We start from the raw sequence: 14,864 nt of genomic DNA on the forward strand, positions 1-14,864 counted from the left end.
CGGATGACGCGAGATAGCATCGGCAGGGCAGAGACGATCTTGTCCGTTCAAGGCGTTCAGAAGAAGATTCGCGGGAAGCGAATTATTCATGACGTTAGCTTCACCGTTCAAGAGGGAGAGATCTTCGGCTTCCTCGGACCGAATGGCTCTGGCAAGACGACGACCATCCGCATGCTGGTCGATCTGATTAAGCCTACAGCAGGAGAGATTAAGATCTGCGGCTACAACGTACAGCGCAGTCCTGAAGAGGCGCTTAAGTATGTGGGATCGATCGTCGAGAACCCCGAGGTCTACTCTTATATGACGGGTTGGGAGAATCTCGAACACTTCGCCCGCATGCAGCAGGGTATTGATGATGAGCGCATTCGTGAGGTAAGCCGCATCGTCAGGCTGGAGGAGCGTATTCATGACAAGGTTAAGACCTACTCACTCGGGATGCGCCAGCGTCTCGGTATTGCACAAGCGCTGCTCGGCCGGCCGAAGCTGCTCATCCTTGATGAGCCGACGAACGGACTGGATCCTAAGGGAATCAAGGAGCTTCGCGAATTCGTCCGCATGCTGGCGGATCAAGGGATGAGCTTGTTCATCTCGTCTCATCTGCTTAGCGAGATTCAATTAATGTGCGATCGTGTGGCGATTATTAGCTCGGGGAGGGTGCTGGCTGTCGGGGCAGTAGACGAGCTTGTGCAGCAAGCCGGAACCTATACGCTATGGCAGCTGGATAATGAGGACGCTGGACGAGCAGTGCTGGATAGACAGCCAGGCCTTCAATTCATCGCCGAAGGGGACCATCGAATTGATGAAGCGGTACTGAGCAGCCTGCAGAATCCGATTGTAACGACGGTACCGGAGGAACGAATTCCTCCTATTGTCGAGCAACTAGTCCGTGCAGGAATCGGCGTACATGCGGTGCAGCGTGTAGCGCCCACATTAGAGGAGCTGTTCCTAACGATGACTGAGGGTGATCATTATGACTAACCTGCTGCCGCTCATTCAGAATGAGACGCTGAAGATATGGAAGAAGAAGCGGTTCTACGTGGTCGTACTCATCCTGCTGATCCTGATTCCGATCTTCACCTATGCGGAGCTTAAGGTTGCGCAGAATAATGCCGATAAGTTCAAGGATTGGCGCAATCAGGTGCTGCAGCAGATTACCGATATGCAGAATACGCTGTCGAGCGACCGCATTCCCGAGGAGTGGAAGCGATATCAGCGGATTACGGTGCAGCAGCTTCAATATTACCTCGACAAGGATGTCAATCCGAATTCGCCGAATGGGGTTACCTTCACCAGGAACTTCCTGGACAATTCGGTGACGCTGTTCATCCCGCTGCTCGTGCTGGCCATTGGCTCCGATCTCGTATCAGGGGAACGGACGAACGGAACCATTAAGATGCTGTTAACCAGACCCGTCCGCCGTTGGAAAATCCTATTCAGCAAGCTCGCCGCCCTGACGCTGTACGTCTCGCTAACGATCGTCACGACAGCCGCATTATGCTATATCATATCCGGCCTCTTCTTCGGGTATGAAGGCTGGACGATGCCGATCTTCACAGGCTTCGCGCTGAATGGCTCGGAAGTGGATGCCCGGTATGTCCATGCTGTCGCTCAGTGGCGGTACCTGCTCATGCAAGGGGGATTAATCTGGTTCTCGGCGATGACAGTCGCTATTCTCTCCATCCTGGTGTCCGTTCTTATTCGCAGCACGGCAGCGAGTATGGTCACGATGATGGCTGCCGTCATTGCAGGGACGATCTTGTCCAATATGTCATCGTCCTGGGAGAGCGCTAAGTACATCTTCGCGGTCAATTTGCAGTTGACGAGTTATTTGGAAGGCTCGCCGCCGCCGATTGAGGGGATGACGCTCGTCTTTTCCCTTGCTGTGCTTGGGATCTGGTCGGCTCTTGCGCTAGTTGTATCGTTCCTCGTCTGGACGAAACAGGATATCTTGAATTAAAATAGCTTGAAGATGTCGAGAATTGGCTTATAATAGGCAAGCATAGAAGAACGGAAAAGACGGCTTGGGCAACGCCCTGCAGTCATGTTATAGTAGGTAAACTGAATGATAGAGAAATGTTGGGACAGATAGGGGAGCGTAATCATGACAGAGCAATGGGATGGATTACCCAGTACAGCTGCCATCGATCGGAATTATGAGGCAGATGATATCCAGATTCTTGAAGGCCTTACCGCTGTACGCAAGCGGCCAGGCATGTACATAGGCAGTACTAGCTCCTCCGGACTTCATCACCTGGTCTGGGAGATTGTTGATAATGCGGTAGATGAGCATCTGGCGAAGTTCTGCTCGGCGATTGATGTCATCGTGCATTCGAACGGCTCCATTACGGTGAAGGACAACGGACGCGGCATTCCTACCGGCATGCATAAGACCGGTATTCCTACACCGCAGGTCGTCTTCACCATCCTTCATGCCGGCGGCAAGTTCGGCGGAGCGGGATACAAGAAGTCAGGAGGTCTCCACGGGGTAGGTGCGTCCGTAACGAACGCCTTGTCCGAGTGGCTGGAGGTTGAGATCTCCCGTGACGGCAAGATTCATAAGCAGAGATTCGAATATTGGGTGGACGATCGGGGAGTTGAGCATGTAGGAGAGCCCTCGACTGGACTTGAAGTCATTGGCAATACGAACCGGACCGGCACGAAGGTTACCTTCAAGCCGGATGCCCGTGTGTTCCAGAGCGGTACTTCGGTCAGCTATGATACGCTGGCGGAACGGCTGCAGGAGATTGCCTTCCTGAACTCCGGTCTTAAGGTGACGATCAAGGACGATCGAAGCGGCAAGGGGGACGTGTTCCACTACGAAGGCGGAGCTCGTCAATTCGTCCAGTTCCTGAACGAAGACAAGACCGTGCTTCATGAGGTCATTCACTTCCACGGAGAGCGAGATGAGATTGAGGTCGAGGTTGCGCTTCAGTATAACGACGGATATACCGAGACGATTGCTTCGTTCGTGAACTCGATTCCAACACGGGGCGGAGGAACGCACGAGACAGGCTTCAAGACCGCCTATACTCGCGTGATGAATGATTATGCCCGCAAGGCCGCTCTGCTCAGGGAGAAGGATAAGAATCTCGAGGGTAACGATCTGCGGGAAGGCATGATGGCTGTCATTAACATTAAGATGTCCGAAGTGGAATTCGTCGGTCAGACGAAGGACCAGCTCGGCAGCTCCTCTGCGCGAAGCGCGGTCGATGCCGTCGTCACGGACAAGATGCAGGTATTCCTCGAGGAGAATCCGCAGGTTGCTCAGATGCTGCTGAAGAAGGCGGTTCAAGCGTCCAGGGCACGGGAAGCTGCGCGTAAGGCAAGGGAAGAGATTCGCTCCGGGAAGAAGAAGAGTGAGAGCTCTAATCTGAACGGCAAGCTGACTCCAGCGCAGTCCAAGGATGTCACTCGTACCGAGCTGTTCATCGTGGAAGGGGACTCCGCGGGCGGATCTGCGAAGCAGGGACGGGACTCGAAGGTTCAAGCGATTCTGCCGCTGAAGGGCAAGCCGATGAATCCGGAGAAGGCGAAGCTGGTTGATATATTGAAGAACGATGAATACAAGGCAATTATTGCGGCCATTGGCGCAGGGGTAGGACCGGAGTTCGACTCAGAGGAGTGCAATTATAATAAGATCGTAATTATGACTGATGCCGATACGGATGGCGCGCACATCCAAGTGCTGCTGCTCACCTTCTTCTACCGATATATGAAGCCGTTAATCGATGCGGGCAAGGTGTACATCGCACAGCCGCCTCTATATAAGATCTCCAAGAAGTCCGGGAAGCTGGAGACGGTTCGCTATGCGTGGACGGATGAACAGCTGAACAATTACTTGAAGGAGTTCGGCAAGAGCTTCGAGCTGCAGCGATATAAGGGACTCGGAGAGATGAATCCTGAGCAGCTGTGGGAGACGACGATGAACCCTGAGACACGCACCTTCCTCCAAGTGCAGATTGAGGATGCGGCGAAGGCAGAGCGGCGAGTGTCGACGCTCATGGGTGATAAGGTTGATCCTCGCAAGCGCTGGATTATTGAGAACGTAGACTTCACCGAATATGAAGAATAGGAAGGAGCGGACATAAGTATGCTGGAACAATTCCTGCCGGCGTTTTTGGAAGAGGTCGTCGGCGACCGATTCGGACGCTATTCCAAGTATATTATTCAGGACCGGGCGATTCCGGATGTAAGAGATGGCCTTAAGCCGGTACAGCGGCGTATCCTGTACGCCATGTTCGACGCAGGCAATACGCCGGACAAGATGTATCGGAAGTCGGCCAAGACGGTCGGCGATGTGATGGGCAATTACCATCCCCACGGGGACTCTTCGATCTATGAAGGGATGGTGCGGATGGCGCAGCCTTGGAAGATGGGACATATGCTCGTGGACGGGCATGGCAACTGGGGCTCCATCGATGATGATCCTGCTGCAGCCATGCGTTACACCGAGGCTCGGTTATCACCGATTGCTATGGAATTATTGCGGGATATCGATAAGCGGACGGTACTGTTCAAGGATAACTTCGACAATTCAACGAAGGAGCCGGTCGTCCTTCCTTCCAGATATCCTAATCTGCTCGTGAATGGGGTCAGCGGCATCTCCTCTGGCTTCGCGACCGAGATTCCGCCGCATAATCTGCGCGAGGTCATTGATGCTTGCATAGAGACGATGCTGAATCCGGATATCTCACTAGAGGAGCTCATGATGATCGTGAAGGGTCCGGACTTCCCGACCGGCGGCTTAATTATGGGCGGCGAAGGCATTCAGGATGCGTACACAACCGGCAAGGGCCGAATCTATATCCGTTCCAAGACCGCAATCGAGGACATGCGTGGCGGGCGCCAGCAGATCGTCATTACCGAGATTCCCTATCAAGTCGTGAAGTCTCGACTCGTTACCGCGATGGAGAATATCCGTCTGGAGAAAAAAGTCGAGGGCATCGCAGAGGTCCGTGATGAGAGCGGACGGAACGGTCTGCGAATCGTCGTAGAGCTGAAGAAGGACGCCGATGCGAGCGGTATACTTGCTTACCTGCTGAAGAAGACCGATCTTCAAGTGACGTATAACTCCAACATGGTAGCCATCGTGAACAAAACGCCGCAGCAGCTGGGGCTCAAAGCGATCTTGACAGCCTATATCGCCCATCAGAAGGAAGTAGTGACTCACCGGACCCGGTATGATCTGGAGAAGGCTGAGGACCGCGCCCATGTCGTAGAGGGCCTTGTTAAGGCGCTTAATATCCTCGACGAAGTCATCGCAGCCATTAAGGCTTCGAAGAATCGCGCGGATGCGCAAGCGAATCTCGTAGCGAAGTTCGGCTTCACGGAGCGTCAAGCGGATGCGATTCTGACGTTGCAGCTGTACCGGTTGACTAACCTTGAGATTACGTCACTGGAGAAGGAACTGAAGGAAGCGATGAAGCGGATCGCTTATCTGAAGTCGATTCTTGACAGCGATAAGAAGCTGATTGGTGTCATTAAGGAAGAGCTGCTTGAGATTCGAGAGAAGTTCGGCATCGATCGCAGATCCTCTATTCAGAGCGAGGTTGAAGAGCTTAAGGTCAATCTGGAGGTTATGGTAACGGCAGAGGATGTGCTCGTGACGCTTAGCCATGACGGCTATATTAAGCGGACAAGCATGCTCTCCTACACACGCTCGGGCGGAGAGCTACAGAACGCCGGAGTGAAGGAAGGCGATATCATCCAGAGCTTGTTCGAAGTGAACACGATTGAGAATCTGCTGCTGTTCACCCGCAAGGGGCACTATTACATGCTCCCTGTTCATCAGATACCTGAGTTCAAGTGGAAGGATACAGGGACAGCGGTCGTCAATGTAGTGCCGATTCCGAAGGATGACAGCATTGTCAGCATCATTCCGGTCAAGGACTTCAGCGAGCAGGGCGTCTCCCTATTGTTCGCAACGAAGCGAGGGCAAGTGAAGCGTACCGAGCTTAAGGATTATATGACGACGCGTTCAACCGCGATTGCTGCCATTAAGGTAGCAGACGGTGATGAAGTTATCCGAGTCATGGTATCCAGAGGGCAGGGTGACCTGCTGCTCGTTACGAAGCAAGGCTTGAGCATTCGGTTCCACGAGGGTGACATTAACCCGATGGGCCGTGTAGCGGCAGGTGTGCGAGGCATTCAGTTGAAGGAAGATGATGAGCTGATCGCTTCACTACTCGTCGAAGGAGACGAGGGGGAGATACTCGTTGTATCCGAGCTTGGGTACGCGAAGCGGACGCTGCTTCTCGATTATGCCCTGCAAGGGCGCGGCGGCAAGGGTATGCAGACGTTCGAGATTAAGGAAGGCAAGCGAGTGAGGTCCAATGGCACCTATCTGGTAGCTGCACTGTATTGCAGAGAGGAACAGGAGGTAATTGCCATTACCGCAGCGGGCTCTAAGCTCGAAGCGCTGACGGACAAGGCTCCGATTGAAGAGCGCAAGTCCATTGGCCGAGCCATCCTTCCTGTAGAGAAGAATGATTCTATCGCAACGATACTTACCCGCCCTAATGCACCTGCTCAATCATAAGGCTTATTAGGGGGATCCAGCCGCTCCATGAGCTGAACCATCATTTCAAGCATGACCCACAAGGGCACCGGCTCATCCAAGCGGTCCAGCCATTGTGGGTCTTTTATCATTCCCATTGCTTTTACTTTTTGAAGGATTGCCGTTTTATACTCTATGTTCATCCTCCACACCCTCCTTCAGACATAACCAGCGTACCGGGCTAGCGCCTATAGCTCAGTGTATGTCTAAAGCTGTCATAATGTTCAGGATTGTAGCGATTAATGACTGTAATTATTAATTGGGTTAACCTTTTATTCGACATTATCGGATGGTATAATTAGGAACAGGATCATATAGAGGCAGAAAGTTGGTGCGACATGGTGTCCGAAGAATTTACTCGAATATGGACGAAGCTGACTAGAGAGTGGAAGGTGAATCTGGAGGATGCGCTTGCGCCTCTAACAGAGGGACAGCTTAATGTACTGGAGCTCATGCTGCAGCATGAGCAGATGAAGCCGTCTGACCTGCTGCAGTACTTGTCTACCACCCCTGCAGCCATTACCACCCTGCTCGATCGAATGGAGCGCAATGAACTAATTGTACGTACAAGAGATGATCAGGATCGCCGTATTGTATGGATCTCGGTCTCAGAGAAGGGAATATCAGAGGCCCAGCGCGGTCTGGAGATTCGCTCTCAGATGATTGGAGAAGCGCTGGACCGGATATCCTCACATAATCAACAGCTGTTAGTCTACTTACTAGGGAAGGTTGCCAACCATGCTTAATCGCTTAAGGCGCTGAAGCAGGTGCGGTTGCTCCTGATGACATGGATTGGATACGGGTCGTAAGCTTGCTTAGCATAGCTTCAAGTGCAGGGTACTCTGACTTGGACAAGAGAGGGTCCGGTTCGGATGCCTTCAGTATATCTGGCAGCGGAAGGACGCGATACCGATAATAGGCGTCCGGCTTGTAACGATGGGTATAGGTAGGAATAGGCTCAATAGCGGTTAACTGGATCGTGCCGTCGTGCAGCTGCTTCCGTACCTTCACCTTGTAGATCACCCCGTATTCCTTCGTTAGACCTCGTTGGTTAGAGATGAAGTTGCCCATTGAATAGATAATGAGCGCTTGGCGTGACCGGCCTTGTTCATCCACCATATCAACGACCTCATATGGCTGAATGACATGCGGGTGAGAGCCTGCAATAATATCAGCCCCCGCAGCGGCGAGCTTCCTGGCGAGCCGCTTCTGCTCCTCATTCGGCGCGGTCTCATATTCCTTGCCGAAGTGCAAGGCGACCGTTACGAAGTCTGCTCCTGCCCCGCGGAGCTTCCTGATGTCCTGTATAATCTTGTTCTCGTCTATAAGGTTGACGATATAAGGCTTGTCCTTAGGAATAGGAATTCCGTTCGTTCCATACGTGTAGGCAAGCATGCCCATTACAATTCCATTCTTCTCTACCAGTACGAGCTCTGCTGCATCTGCGGCAGAGGCCGCAGTGCCTGTAACCGTGAACTGATGCTGCTTAAGCGTCTTCAGCGTGTTCAGAGCACCGCTCACTCCTTGATCCAGGGCGTGGTTATTCGCTGTCGTCACGATCGTGAAGCCAGCCTGCTTCATCGCATCCGCAAGCTCGATCGGTGCATTGAAGAGGGGATACCCCTTGAAGCCGCGATCGTTGCCCGCGATAGGGGTCTCCAGATTCGCGAGCACCCAATCCCCGGAGCTTAAGATAGACTTGACCTCGGAGAAGAAGGAATCGAATACGTATCGCTTCTTCTTCGCGTCATAGGCGCCGGGCACCTGCGGGGAATGCATCATCAAGTCTCCTACTGCAATCCAGTCTGCTTCCGCGTACTGGGGTGCAGGGGTCGGGGAAGGTGACGGACTAGCTTCAGGTGTAGAGCTCGCTAGAGGGGACGTGGGCATCGTCTCTCCGGTGTTCAAGGCTCCGTTCGGAACGTGGCGCGGTCCTTCACCTGCTTGTTCTGAAGGGGAGCTGAATCGCTGAAGCCACTGAGGAGCACTTCCTTGTCCGGCAACGATGACGGCCAGGCCGGCCAGCCCGAGCAGCAACAGGATGAAGTTGAGCCTTCGTCTGGTTCGATGCACTCGCTTCTTCATATCAGACCGCCCTCTGACTCACCTTGGAACAGCTGCCAGGCAGACTCGAGATGATGAGACTCCCACCAAGCCCAAGGGGGCGAACCGCTTGGCGCTGAGTGGAACTGTACCCATTCCTTCGTGGTTGGATGTGCGGCACCGACCAAGGTGGACCACAACGCAATATCCGTGATACCAGCTGACTTCGGTGCCCCGTACTTCAAGTCCGCTACGAGAGGGCAGCCGATCTTCGCCATCTGCGCTCGAATCTGATGAGAGCGGCCGGTATGAAGCTTCACGGCAACCAATGTGAAGCCGGCGTGATGGGCAATGACGCGATAGTCAAGAATCGCTTCCTTGGCATCCGCAGCCGGGGAGTCATAGACGGTGACCACATTGCGCTTAGCATCCTTGGACAAGTAATGCTTCAGACGTCCTTCCCGTGCCTTGGGTGTGCCGTGTACGACGGCTATATAGCTCTTGTCGAAGCGGCGGCTGCGAACGGACTCTGACAGTCTGGAGGCGGCCTTCGACGTCTTGGCGAACATCATCGCGCCGCCGACTGGCCGGTCTAACCGATGAACAAGCCCGAGGAATACATTCCCGGGCTTGTTGTGGCGAAGCTTCAGATCTTCCTTGAGCAGAGTAAGCATATCTGGATCGCCCGTCTCGTCTTCCTGTGAAGGAATGCCTGGCGGCTTGACGACGACGAGCAGATGATTATCCTCGTACAAGACCGGAATTGAAGGCTTCGCTTCCTTGCTGTAGCTCATTCCTCTGACTCCCAGCGCCCTAATATGCCGCAAGGGAGGTTGAGTCCCGAAGCGCTGATGGGCAACCCGATCTCTCCGCAATGGATGGACCCGCCATACTTGCTCTTCATCGTCAAGTGAAGCAGATTGTGCAGGACGGAATGAGAGATTCCAGTCGTATAGGAATTGACCAATATGAACAGAGGCTGATCAGATAGAATCGTCCGGCAAGTCTCCAGGAACGGATAGAGGTTGTCCTCCAGCTTCCAAGTCTCCCCATTAGGTCCTCGGCCATAGGAAGGAGGATCCATAATGATGGCATCATACTGCTTCCCTCGACGTTGTTCGCGCTGAACGAACTTGAACACATCATCGGTGATGAACCTTACCGGCTTGTCCGACAGTCCCGACAGCTGTACGTTCTCCTTCGCCCATTGGACCATCCCCTTCGCCGCGTCAACGTGGCATACTTCTGCACCGGCAGCTGCAGCAGCCACTGTAGCGCCGCCAGAGTATGCGAACAGATTGAGTACGCGAATCGGTCTTCCTGCGGAACGAATCTTGTCCATCATCCAGCTCCAATTGACCGCTTGCTCAGGGAATAATCCGGTATGCTTGAAGTTCGTCGGCTTAATATGGAAGGCTAGCTTCCCATAGTTAATCGTCCAGCGTTCAGGCAGCTCGGAGTTGAATTGCCACTGGCCTCCGCCAGAGGAGCTGCGGTGGTAGTGGCCGTCCGCTTGCTTCCACTTGGCTGTTTCTTTGGTCAATGGCCATATAATTTGCGGATCTGGACGCCTAAGGATATAGCTGCCCCATCGTTCCAGCTTTTCTCCGCCGCCGGTGTCAAGCAGCTCGTAGTCTATCCATTGGTCAGCTATGTACATTATAATAATCCTTCCTCTATGTGGGTTGTGTAATATAATGAAGTCCTATTATTATAGCGAAGCGGGGTAGCTGAATCAATGAGCACCGGCTGAAGGGGAGATTAGAGAGTGAGCATTCAGAAGAATATCGGGTATGGAACGGCTATTGCAAGTGGAATCGTATTCCTTGCTATCTTGTTCATGCTTCCGGATGAGGGAGGAACGGCACTGGATCAATATGTAGCAGCGAAGGCAGAGGAGATGAGGGGAGAGGGGGCGACTGCATGGTGGGAACCGCTTACCATGCTTGGTTCTTCAGCAGCCCTTATCGCAGTTACGATCTTGCTCAGCCTTGTGATCGGCTGGTTGACCGGTCCAAGGTACGTGTGGCCTATTCCAATTAGTATGGCGATTGCCTATGCTCTGAATTCAGGAATCAAGCTAATCGTCGATCGGCCAAGACCAGATGGAGCTTGGGGGATAAGCGTAAGTGGAGCCAGCTTCCCAAGCGGGAATGCCATGCTTGCTATGGTGCTATACGGCTTATGCGCAATCTGGATCGTAGAAGGTCTTGGGCTCAGTCGGACCGCCAAGTGGACGGTTAGAGTGATGGCTGCCATAATCATAGCAGCTATGGGACTGAGCCGCCTCTACTTCAGCGTTCATTATGCAACGGATATCATAGCAGGATATGCGGCAGGCGGTGTTGTGGTCGGTGCTGCCCTTGCAGCGGCTCCGCTAAGCAAGCTTCGGAAGAGGCGAGGGCCGTCTTAAGAGGTCTCGCCGTATTCTGCTGCCTTAATCATGCCTATTAATCGATCTAGTGATTCCTTGCGCTTCTCCTGATCCATATCATCTAACAGACGTATCACTTCACGGGTCTCTGCGGTCACTTCACCCAGAGGCCTTAAGCTGTCCCCTCCGCCGATAATATAGTCAAGCGAGACTTCAAAAAATCCCGCCAGCTTAATCACCGTCTCATACACCGGCTGTCTATTATTAATCTCATAATGACTGTAGGCCGATCTTGTAATGCCGACGGTTCGCGCGACTTCCTCTTGCGACAAATTTCTACTGAGACGCAGCTCTTTCAATCGTTCTCCCATCGTCATAGCCCATTACTCCCAACGTCATACTAACCATAGCTAGTACATACGATTTTTGTGAACCACTACTACTAGTATTTAATTTATGATACAAATTGTATCACTGTCAAGTAAATATAACAATTTTGTAGCAGAATAGGCGCTTTCCGCAATAATGAAATAGGTTGACGGGACTATTTCTGACGAAGTAATATAAGGTTAGTTCAACTTGTATGTACAAGTTAACGAATTCTAAGGGATTGATCAGCAATCCTGTTCGTACAAGTTAATCTTCATTCGTTAATCATCTTGCATGATCCATTCATGAATCTGGGAGGAATAATCATTATGTTACCCTTGAAGTCTTACGTATTCTGGTTCGTAACCGGCAGTCAACATCTATATGGCGCTGAGGCCATTGAAGAGGTAGCTCAGCATTCCCGTACAATCGTTCAAGCTCTGAATGAGGATACTCGATTTGCTTATAAGTTCCTGTTCAAGCCGGTGGCTACTACTCCGGAGGATATCTACCGGTTATGCCTCGAGGCGAAGGCAGATGAGGAATGTGCGGGTATTGTAACGTGGATGCACACCTTCTCTCCTGCGAAAATGTGGATCCACGGCCTCTCCGAGCTGCGGAAGCCGCTCCTTCATCTGCACAGCCAGTTCAATCGAGATATCCCTTGGGATTCGATCGATATGGACTTTATGAATTTGAATCAATCGGCGCATGGCGACCGGGAGTTCGGACATATTTTCAGCAGGCTGGGGCTTGAACGCAAGGTCGTTACCGGTCACTGGGAGGATAACGTGACTCGCGGCCGTATGGCCAGCTGGATGAGCTCGGCTGTCGCTTACAATGAAGGGCGCCATCTTAAGGTTGCTCGCTTCGGTGACAATATGCGTCAGGTGTCTGTTACGGAAGGAGATAAGGTTGAGGCTCAGATTAAGCTTGGCTGGTCCATTAACGGGTATGGAATCGGAGATCTCGTTCAGCGGATGAATGATGTGACGGAGTCTGAACTGAAGCAGCTGCTGGAAGAGTATCAGGACCGTTATGAGATTGCTTCCGAATTGAGGGGGAGCAGCGCGGCATGGGGATCCATTACGGAGCAAGCGCGTATTGAGCTTGGACTTAAGGCATTCCTGCAGGAGGGAGGCTTCTCGGCCTTCACGACGACGTTCGAGGATCTGCACGGGATGAATCAGCTGCCTGGACTAGCTGTGCAGCGGCTGATGGAGCAAGGATACGGCTTCGGAGGCGAAGGGGATTGGAAGACGGCTGCGTTGACACGTCTGATGAAGCTTATTGCAGGTAATGAGGGCACCAGCTTCATGGAAGATTACACATACCATCTTGAGCCGGGCAATGAGCTTATACTTGGTGCGCATATGCTGGAGATCTGTCCGACCATTGCTGATCACAAGCCGCGTATCGAAGTACATCCGCTTGGTATTGGAGGCAAGGCCGATCCTGCACGGATGGTCTTCGACGGCCGCGCTGGCAAGGCTGTGAATGCATCGTTAATCGATCTAGGCAACCGGTTCCGACTCATCATCAACCAAGTTGATGCTGTGAAGCCGCAGCATGCGATGCCTAAGCTTCCTGTAGCGCGTGTCCTATGGAAGCCAGAGCCTTCGCTGCGTGATTCTGCGGAAGCTTGGATCTATGCAGGCGGAGCGCATCATACCGTATTCTCTTATGTGGTCACAACCGATCAGCTGCTGGATTGGGCGGCTATGGTCGGCATCGAAGCGGTTGTCATCGACAAGGATACGACAATACGCGGCTTCAGGAACGAGCTGCGCTGGAACGACCTCAGCTATCGTCTGCGCTAACATGCGCTCGTGCAAGATTGTTGGCTTGACCATTCCTTAAGCTGTTATGATAAGTTAGCGTGTTATAATAGGCTAGGATAATCGTCCAACTGATGGACAAGCCAGCCTATTCTAACAAGGAGTGATTGGAAAATGTCTGTTGATGTTTATTTGAACTTTGCTGGTAATTGCAGAGATGCGGTGGAGTACTACGCGGAGGTATTCAGTCTGCCTGCTCCTAAGATTATGACGTTCGGCGAGACGCCGCAGCACCCAGACTATCCATTGCCCGAGGAAGCGAAGAACATGGTGATGCATTCACGCCTCAGCATTAGCGGAAGCAATGTGATGTTCTCCGACGTGTTCCCCGGCATGCCCTTCACGGTAGGCAATAACATTAGCCTGTCACTTGTGTGCGACAGCAAGGAAGAGATTCAGTCGGCCTTCCATAAGCTGAAGGAGGGCGGCACGGTTCAGATGGAGCTGCAGGAGACGTTCTGGAGCAGCTATTACGGAAGTCTAACCGATAAGTTCGGGATCAATTGGCAGTTCAATCTTGGCATAGGCGAGTGGTAAGGCTATAGAATTGAATAACCCGGAGGCGTTCAGCGCTCCCGGGTTTTTTTGTTGTCATTTATTATTGTTGTACAGTATAGAGGACAAAAGTTCGGCAGCCAAGCTCGCTGCTGGACCAGAAAATATGGACCCTTCCAAAGTGGTGCAGCCAATATCGGGCACAACCACTACACATAGATTACACTGTAATTGTCAAGGAGAGGAGGACAGGAATGAATGTACTGGAGTCGATGAACAGAGCACTCGCTTATATTGAGGATAACCTCATGCAGGAGATTGATTACAAGGAAGCCGCCAAGCTGGCCCTGTGCTCAGATTATCATTATAAGCGTATGTTTTCTTTTCTTGCCGGGATGAGCCTGTCGGAATATATACGACGCAGACGCCTTACTCTAGCGGCATTCGAGCTGCAGAGCAGCAAGGCCAGAATCATAGACATCGCCTTAGCTTATGGCTATCAGTCTCCTGACGCCTTCACGAAGGCTTTTCAGGCCTATCATGGGGTGACGCCGTCGGAGTCGCGCAGTATGGGGCAATCGCTTAAGTCGCAGCCCCGGGTATCGTTTCAACTAACAGTCAGAGGAGGAACAGAAATGAATTATAGGATTGAGGAGAAGGAAGCTTTTCGAATTGTTGGTCGAATGAAGAGAGTGCCTATCGTATTCCATGGGGTGAATCCTGATATTGCCGCGATGTGGCAGAGTCTTGATGTAGAGACGATCACTCACCTTAAAAGCCTGTCAAACATCAATCCTTCCGGTATAATTAGTGCTTCTACAAACTTCTCGGAGGGACGGATGGAGGAGAAGGGGCACCTGGATCATTATATCGGTGCTGCGACCACGGAGGCTTGCCCGGAGCACTTCGACCAGCTCGAAGTTGCTGCCTTGACATGGGCCGTATTCGAAGCGGTTGGACCGTTCCCCTCTACCTTGCAGAATATATGGGGGAGAATCTATTCGGAATGGTTCCCATCCTCATCGTACGAGCTGGTTGAGGGGCCGGAAATGTTATGGAATGAGAGCAAGGATACGACTTCACCAACCTATAAGAGCGAGATCTGGATTCCAGTTAGGAAGATTCAGCAGGATGGAATTCAGGAATGATTTTCCAACCTGATTGTGTTAAATTGAAATGGGGCTTGTAA

The 14,864-nt window shown here is 52.3% G+C and carries 14 protein-coding genes; 9 read left to right on the forward strand and 5 right to left on the reverse strand.

Annotation, left to right across the window (positions count from 1 at the left end):
- Window positions 1–3 precede the first annotated feature (3 nt).
- The 4 genes from ACFO9Q_RS12610 to gyrA all read left to right on the forward strand — a co-directional run bounded on the left by ACFO9Q_RS12610 (window position 4) and on the right by gyrA (window position 6,538).
- On the forward strand, window positions 4–978 hold the full coding sequence (locus ACFO9Q_RS12610) for an ABC transporter ATP-binding protein (protein ID WP_379182431.1): 975 nt from the start codon (window positions 4–6) through the stop codon (window positions 976–978).
- Entirely contained in the window at window positions 971–1,957 is a 987-nt protein-coding gene (locus tag ACFO9Q_RS12615; RefSeq protein WP_379182433.1) for an ABC transporter permease, read from the forward strand. Before ACFO9Q_RS12610 ends, ACFO9Q_RS12615 begins: the two co-directional genes overlap by 8 nt.
- Window positions 1,958–2,101: 144 nt before the next feature.
- Window positions 2,102–4,072 (forward strand): DNA topoisomerase IV subunit B, encoded by a 1,971-nt coding sequence (gene parE, locus ACFO9Q_RS12620; protein ID WP_379182435.1) that lies wholly within the window; start codon window positions 2,102–2,104, stop codon window positions 4,070–4,072.
- Window positions 4,073–4,084: 12 nt separating this feature from the next.
- The gene (gene gyrA / locus ACFO9Q_RS12625; protein ID WP_379182759.1) at window positions 4,085–6,538 is read left to right on the forward strand and encodes a DNA gyrase subunit A; all 2,454 of its coding nucleotides are present in this window, start codon (window positions 4,085–4,087) and stop codon (window positions 6,536–6,538) included.
- On the opposite strand, the gene ACFO9Q_RS12630 is transcribed toward gyrA, so the two are convergent.
- A complete protein-coding gene (locus ACFO9Q_RS12630; protein WP_379182437.1) occupies window positions 6,529–6,699 on the reverse strand; it encodes a hypothetical protein in 171 nt (56 codons plus the stop codon). The two genes, gyrA and ACFO9Q_RS12630, sit on opposite strands and share 10 nt — an antisense overlap.
- Before the next feature lie 195 nt (window positions 6,700–6,894).
- On the opposite strand from ACFO9Q_RS12630, the gene ACFO9Q_RS12635 reads away from it, so the two are divergent.
- Window positions 6,895–7,302, forward strand: a complete 408-nt coding sequence (locus tag ACFO9Q_RS12635) for a MarR family winged helix-turn-helix transcriptional regulator (RefSeq protein ID WP_379182439.1) — start codon at window positions 6,895–6,897, stop codon at window positions 7,300–7,302.
- 4 nt (window positions 7,303–7,306) lie between these two features.
- Here the strand turns inward: ACFO9Q_RS12635 and ACFO9Q_RS12640 are convergent, their stop codons facing one another.
- From ACFO9Q_RS12640 to ACFO9Q_RS12650, 3 genes are read right to left on the reverse strand one after another with little or no spacing between them, the layout of a single operon-like run.
- Window positions 7,307–8,641: a CapA family protein gene (locus ACFO9Q_RS12640; RefSeq protein ID WP_379182441.1), complete on the reverse strand. Its 1,335-nt coding sequence runs from the start codon at window positions 8,639–8,641 to the stop codon at window positions 7,307–7,309.
- A complete protein-coding gene (locus tag ACFO9Q_RS12645; protein WP_379182443.1) occupies window positions 8,638–9,393 on the reverse strand; it encodes an RluA family pseudouridine synthase in 756 nt (251 codons plus the stop codon). Before ACFO9Q_RS12645 ends, ACFO9Q_RS12640 begins: the two co-directional genes overlap by 4 nt.
- Window positions 9,390–10,259: a class I SAM-dependent methyltransferase gene (locus tag ACFO9Q_RS12650; protein WP_379182445.1), complete on the reverse strand. Its 870-nt coding sequence runs from the start codon at window positions 10,257–10,259 to the stop codon at window positions 9,390–9,392. Before ACFO9Q_RS12650 ends, ACFO9Q_RS12645 begins: the two co-directional genes overlap by 4 nt.
- A gap of 108 nt (window positions 10,260–10,367) precedes the next feature.
- Between ACFO9Q_RS12650 and ACFO9Q_RS12655 the strand changes: the two genes are divergently transcribed.
- On the forward strand, window positions 10,368–11,012 hold the full coding sequence (locus ACFO9Q_RS12655) for a phosphatase PAP2 family protein (RefSeq protein WP_379182447.1): 645 nt from the start codon (window positions 10,368–10,370) through the stop codon (window positions 11,010–11,012).
- On the opposite strand, the gene ACFO9Q_RS12660 is transcribed toward ACFO9Q_RS12655, so the two are convergent.
- On the reverse strand, window positions 11,009–11,350 hold the full coding sequence (locus tag ACFO9Q_RS12660) for a helix-turn-helix domain-containing protein (protein WP_379182449.1): 342 nt from the start codon (window positions 11,348–11,350) through the stop codon (window positions 11,009–11,011). The genes ACFO9Q_RS12655 and ACFO9Q_RS12660 overlap by 4 nt on opposite strands.
- Before the next feature lie 321 nt (window positions 11,351–11,671).
- Between ACFO9Q_RS12660 and araA the strand changes: the two genes are divergently transcribed.
- The 3 genes from araA to ACFO9Q_RS12675 all read left to right on the forward strand — a co-directional run bounded on the left by araA (window position 11,672) and on the right by ACFO9Q_RS12675 (window position 14,823).
- Window positions 11,672–13,162 carry an L-arabinose isomerase gene (gene araA, locus ACFO9Q_RS12665; RefSeq protein ID WP_379182451.1) on the forward strand — a complete coding sequence of 497 codons (1,491 nt, stop codon included), beginning with the start codon at window positions 11,672–11,674 and terminating at the stop codon, window positions 13,160–13,162.
- Window positions 13,163–13,294: 132 nt separating this feature from the next.
- Window positions 13,295–13,717, forward strand: coding sequence for a VOC family protein (locus ACFO9Q_RS12670; RefSeq protein WP_379182453.1), 423 nt, complete (start codon window positions 13,295–13,297; stop codon window positions 13,715–13,717).
- A 212-nt stretch (window positions 13,718–13,929) separates the two neighbouring features.
- Window positions 13,930–14,823, forward strand: coding sequence for an AraC family transcriptional regulator (locus ACFO9Q_RS12675; protein ID WP_379182455.1), 894 nt, complete (start codon window positions 13,930–13,932; stop codon window positions 14,821–14,823).
- Window positions 14,824–14,864: the final 41 nt, after the last annotated feature.

This window comes from Paenibacillus sp. GCM10023252 (genome assembly GCF_042653305.1).
In the GTDB taxonomy this organism is placed as follows: domain Bacteria; phylum Bacillota; class Bacilli; order Paenibacillales; family Paenibacillaceae; genus Pristimantibacillus.

Bases quoted from the DNA above. Each gene is read 5' to 3' on its own strand.
- ACFO9Q_RS12610 (WP_379182431.1), top strand. From the start codon at position 4: ATGACGCGAGATAGCATCGGCAGGGCAGAGACGATCTTGTCCGTTCAA.
- ACFO9Q_RS12615 (WP_379182433.1), top strand. From the start codon at position 971: ATGACTAACCTGCTGCCGCTCATTCAGAATGAGACGCTGAAGATATGG.
- parE (WP_379182435.1), top strand. From the start codon at position 2,102: ATGACAGAGCAATGGGATGGATTACCCAGTACAGCTGCCATCGATCGG.
- ACFO9Q_RS12630 (WP_379182437.1), bottom strand. From the start codon at position 6,699: ATGAACATAGAGTATAAAACGGCAATCCTTCAAAAAGTAAAAGCAATG.
- ACFO9Q_RS12635 (WP_379182439.1), top strand. From the start codon at position 6,895: ATGGTGTCCGAAGAATTTACTCGAATATGGACGAAGCTGACTAGAGAG.
- ACFO9Q_RS12640 (WP_379182441.1), bottom strand. From the start codon at position 8,641: ATGAAGAAGCGAGTGCATCGAACCAGACGAAGGCTCAACTTCATCCTG.
- ACFO9Q_RS12645 (WP_379182443.1), bottom strand. From the start codon at position 9,393: ATGAGCTACAGCAAGGAAGCGAAGCCTTCAATTCCGGTCTTGTACGAG.
- ACFO9Q_RS12650 (WP_379182445.1), bottom strand. From the start codon at position 10,259: ATGTACATAGCTGACCAATGGATAGACTACGAGCTGCTTGACACCGGC.
- ACFO9Q_RS12660 (WP_379182449.1), bottom strand. From the start codon at position 11,350: ATGACGATGGGAGAACGATTGAAAGAGCTGCGTCTCAGTAGAAATTTG.
- araA (WP_379182451.1), top strand. From the start codon at position 11,672: ATGTTACCCTTGAAGTCTTACGTATTCTGGTTCGTAACCGGCAGTCAA.
- ACFO9Q_RS12670 (WP_379182453.1), top strand. From the start codon at position 13,295: ATGTCTGTTGATGTTTATTTGAACTTTGCTGGTAATTGCAGAGATGCG.
- ACFO9Q_RS12675 (WP_379182455.1), top strand. From the start codon at position 13,930: ATGAATGTACTGGAGTCGATGAACAGAGCACTCGCTTATATTGAGGAT.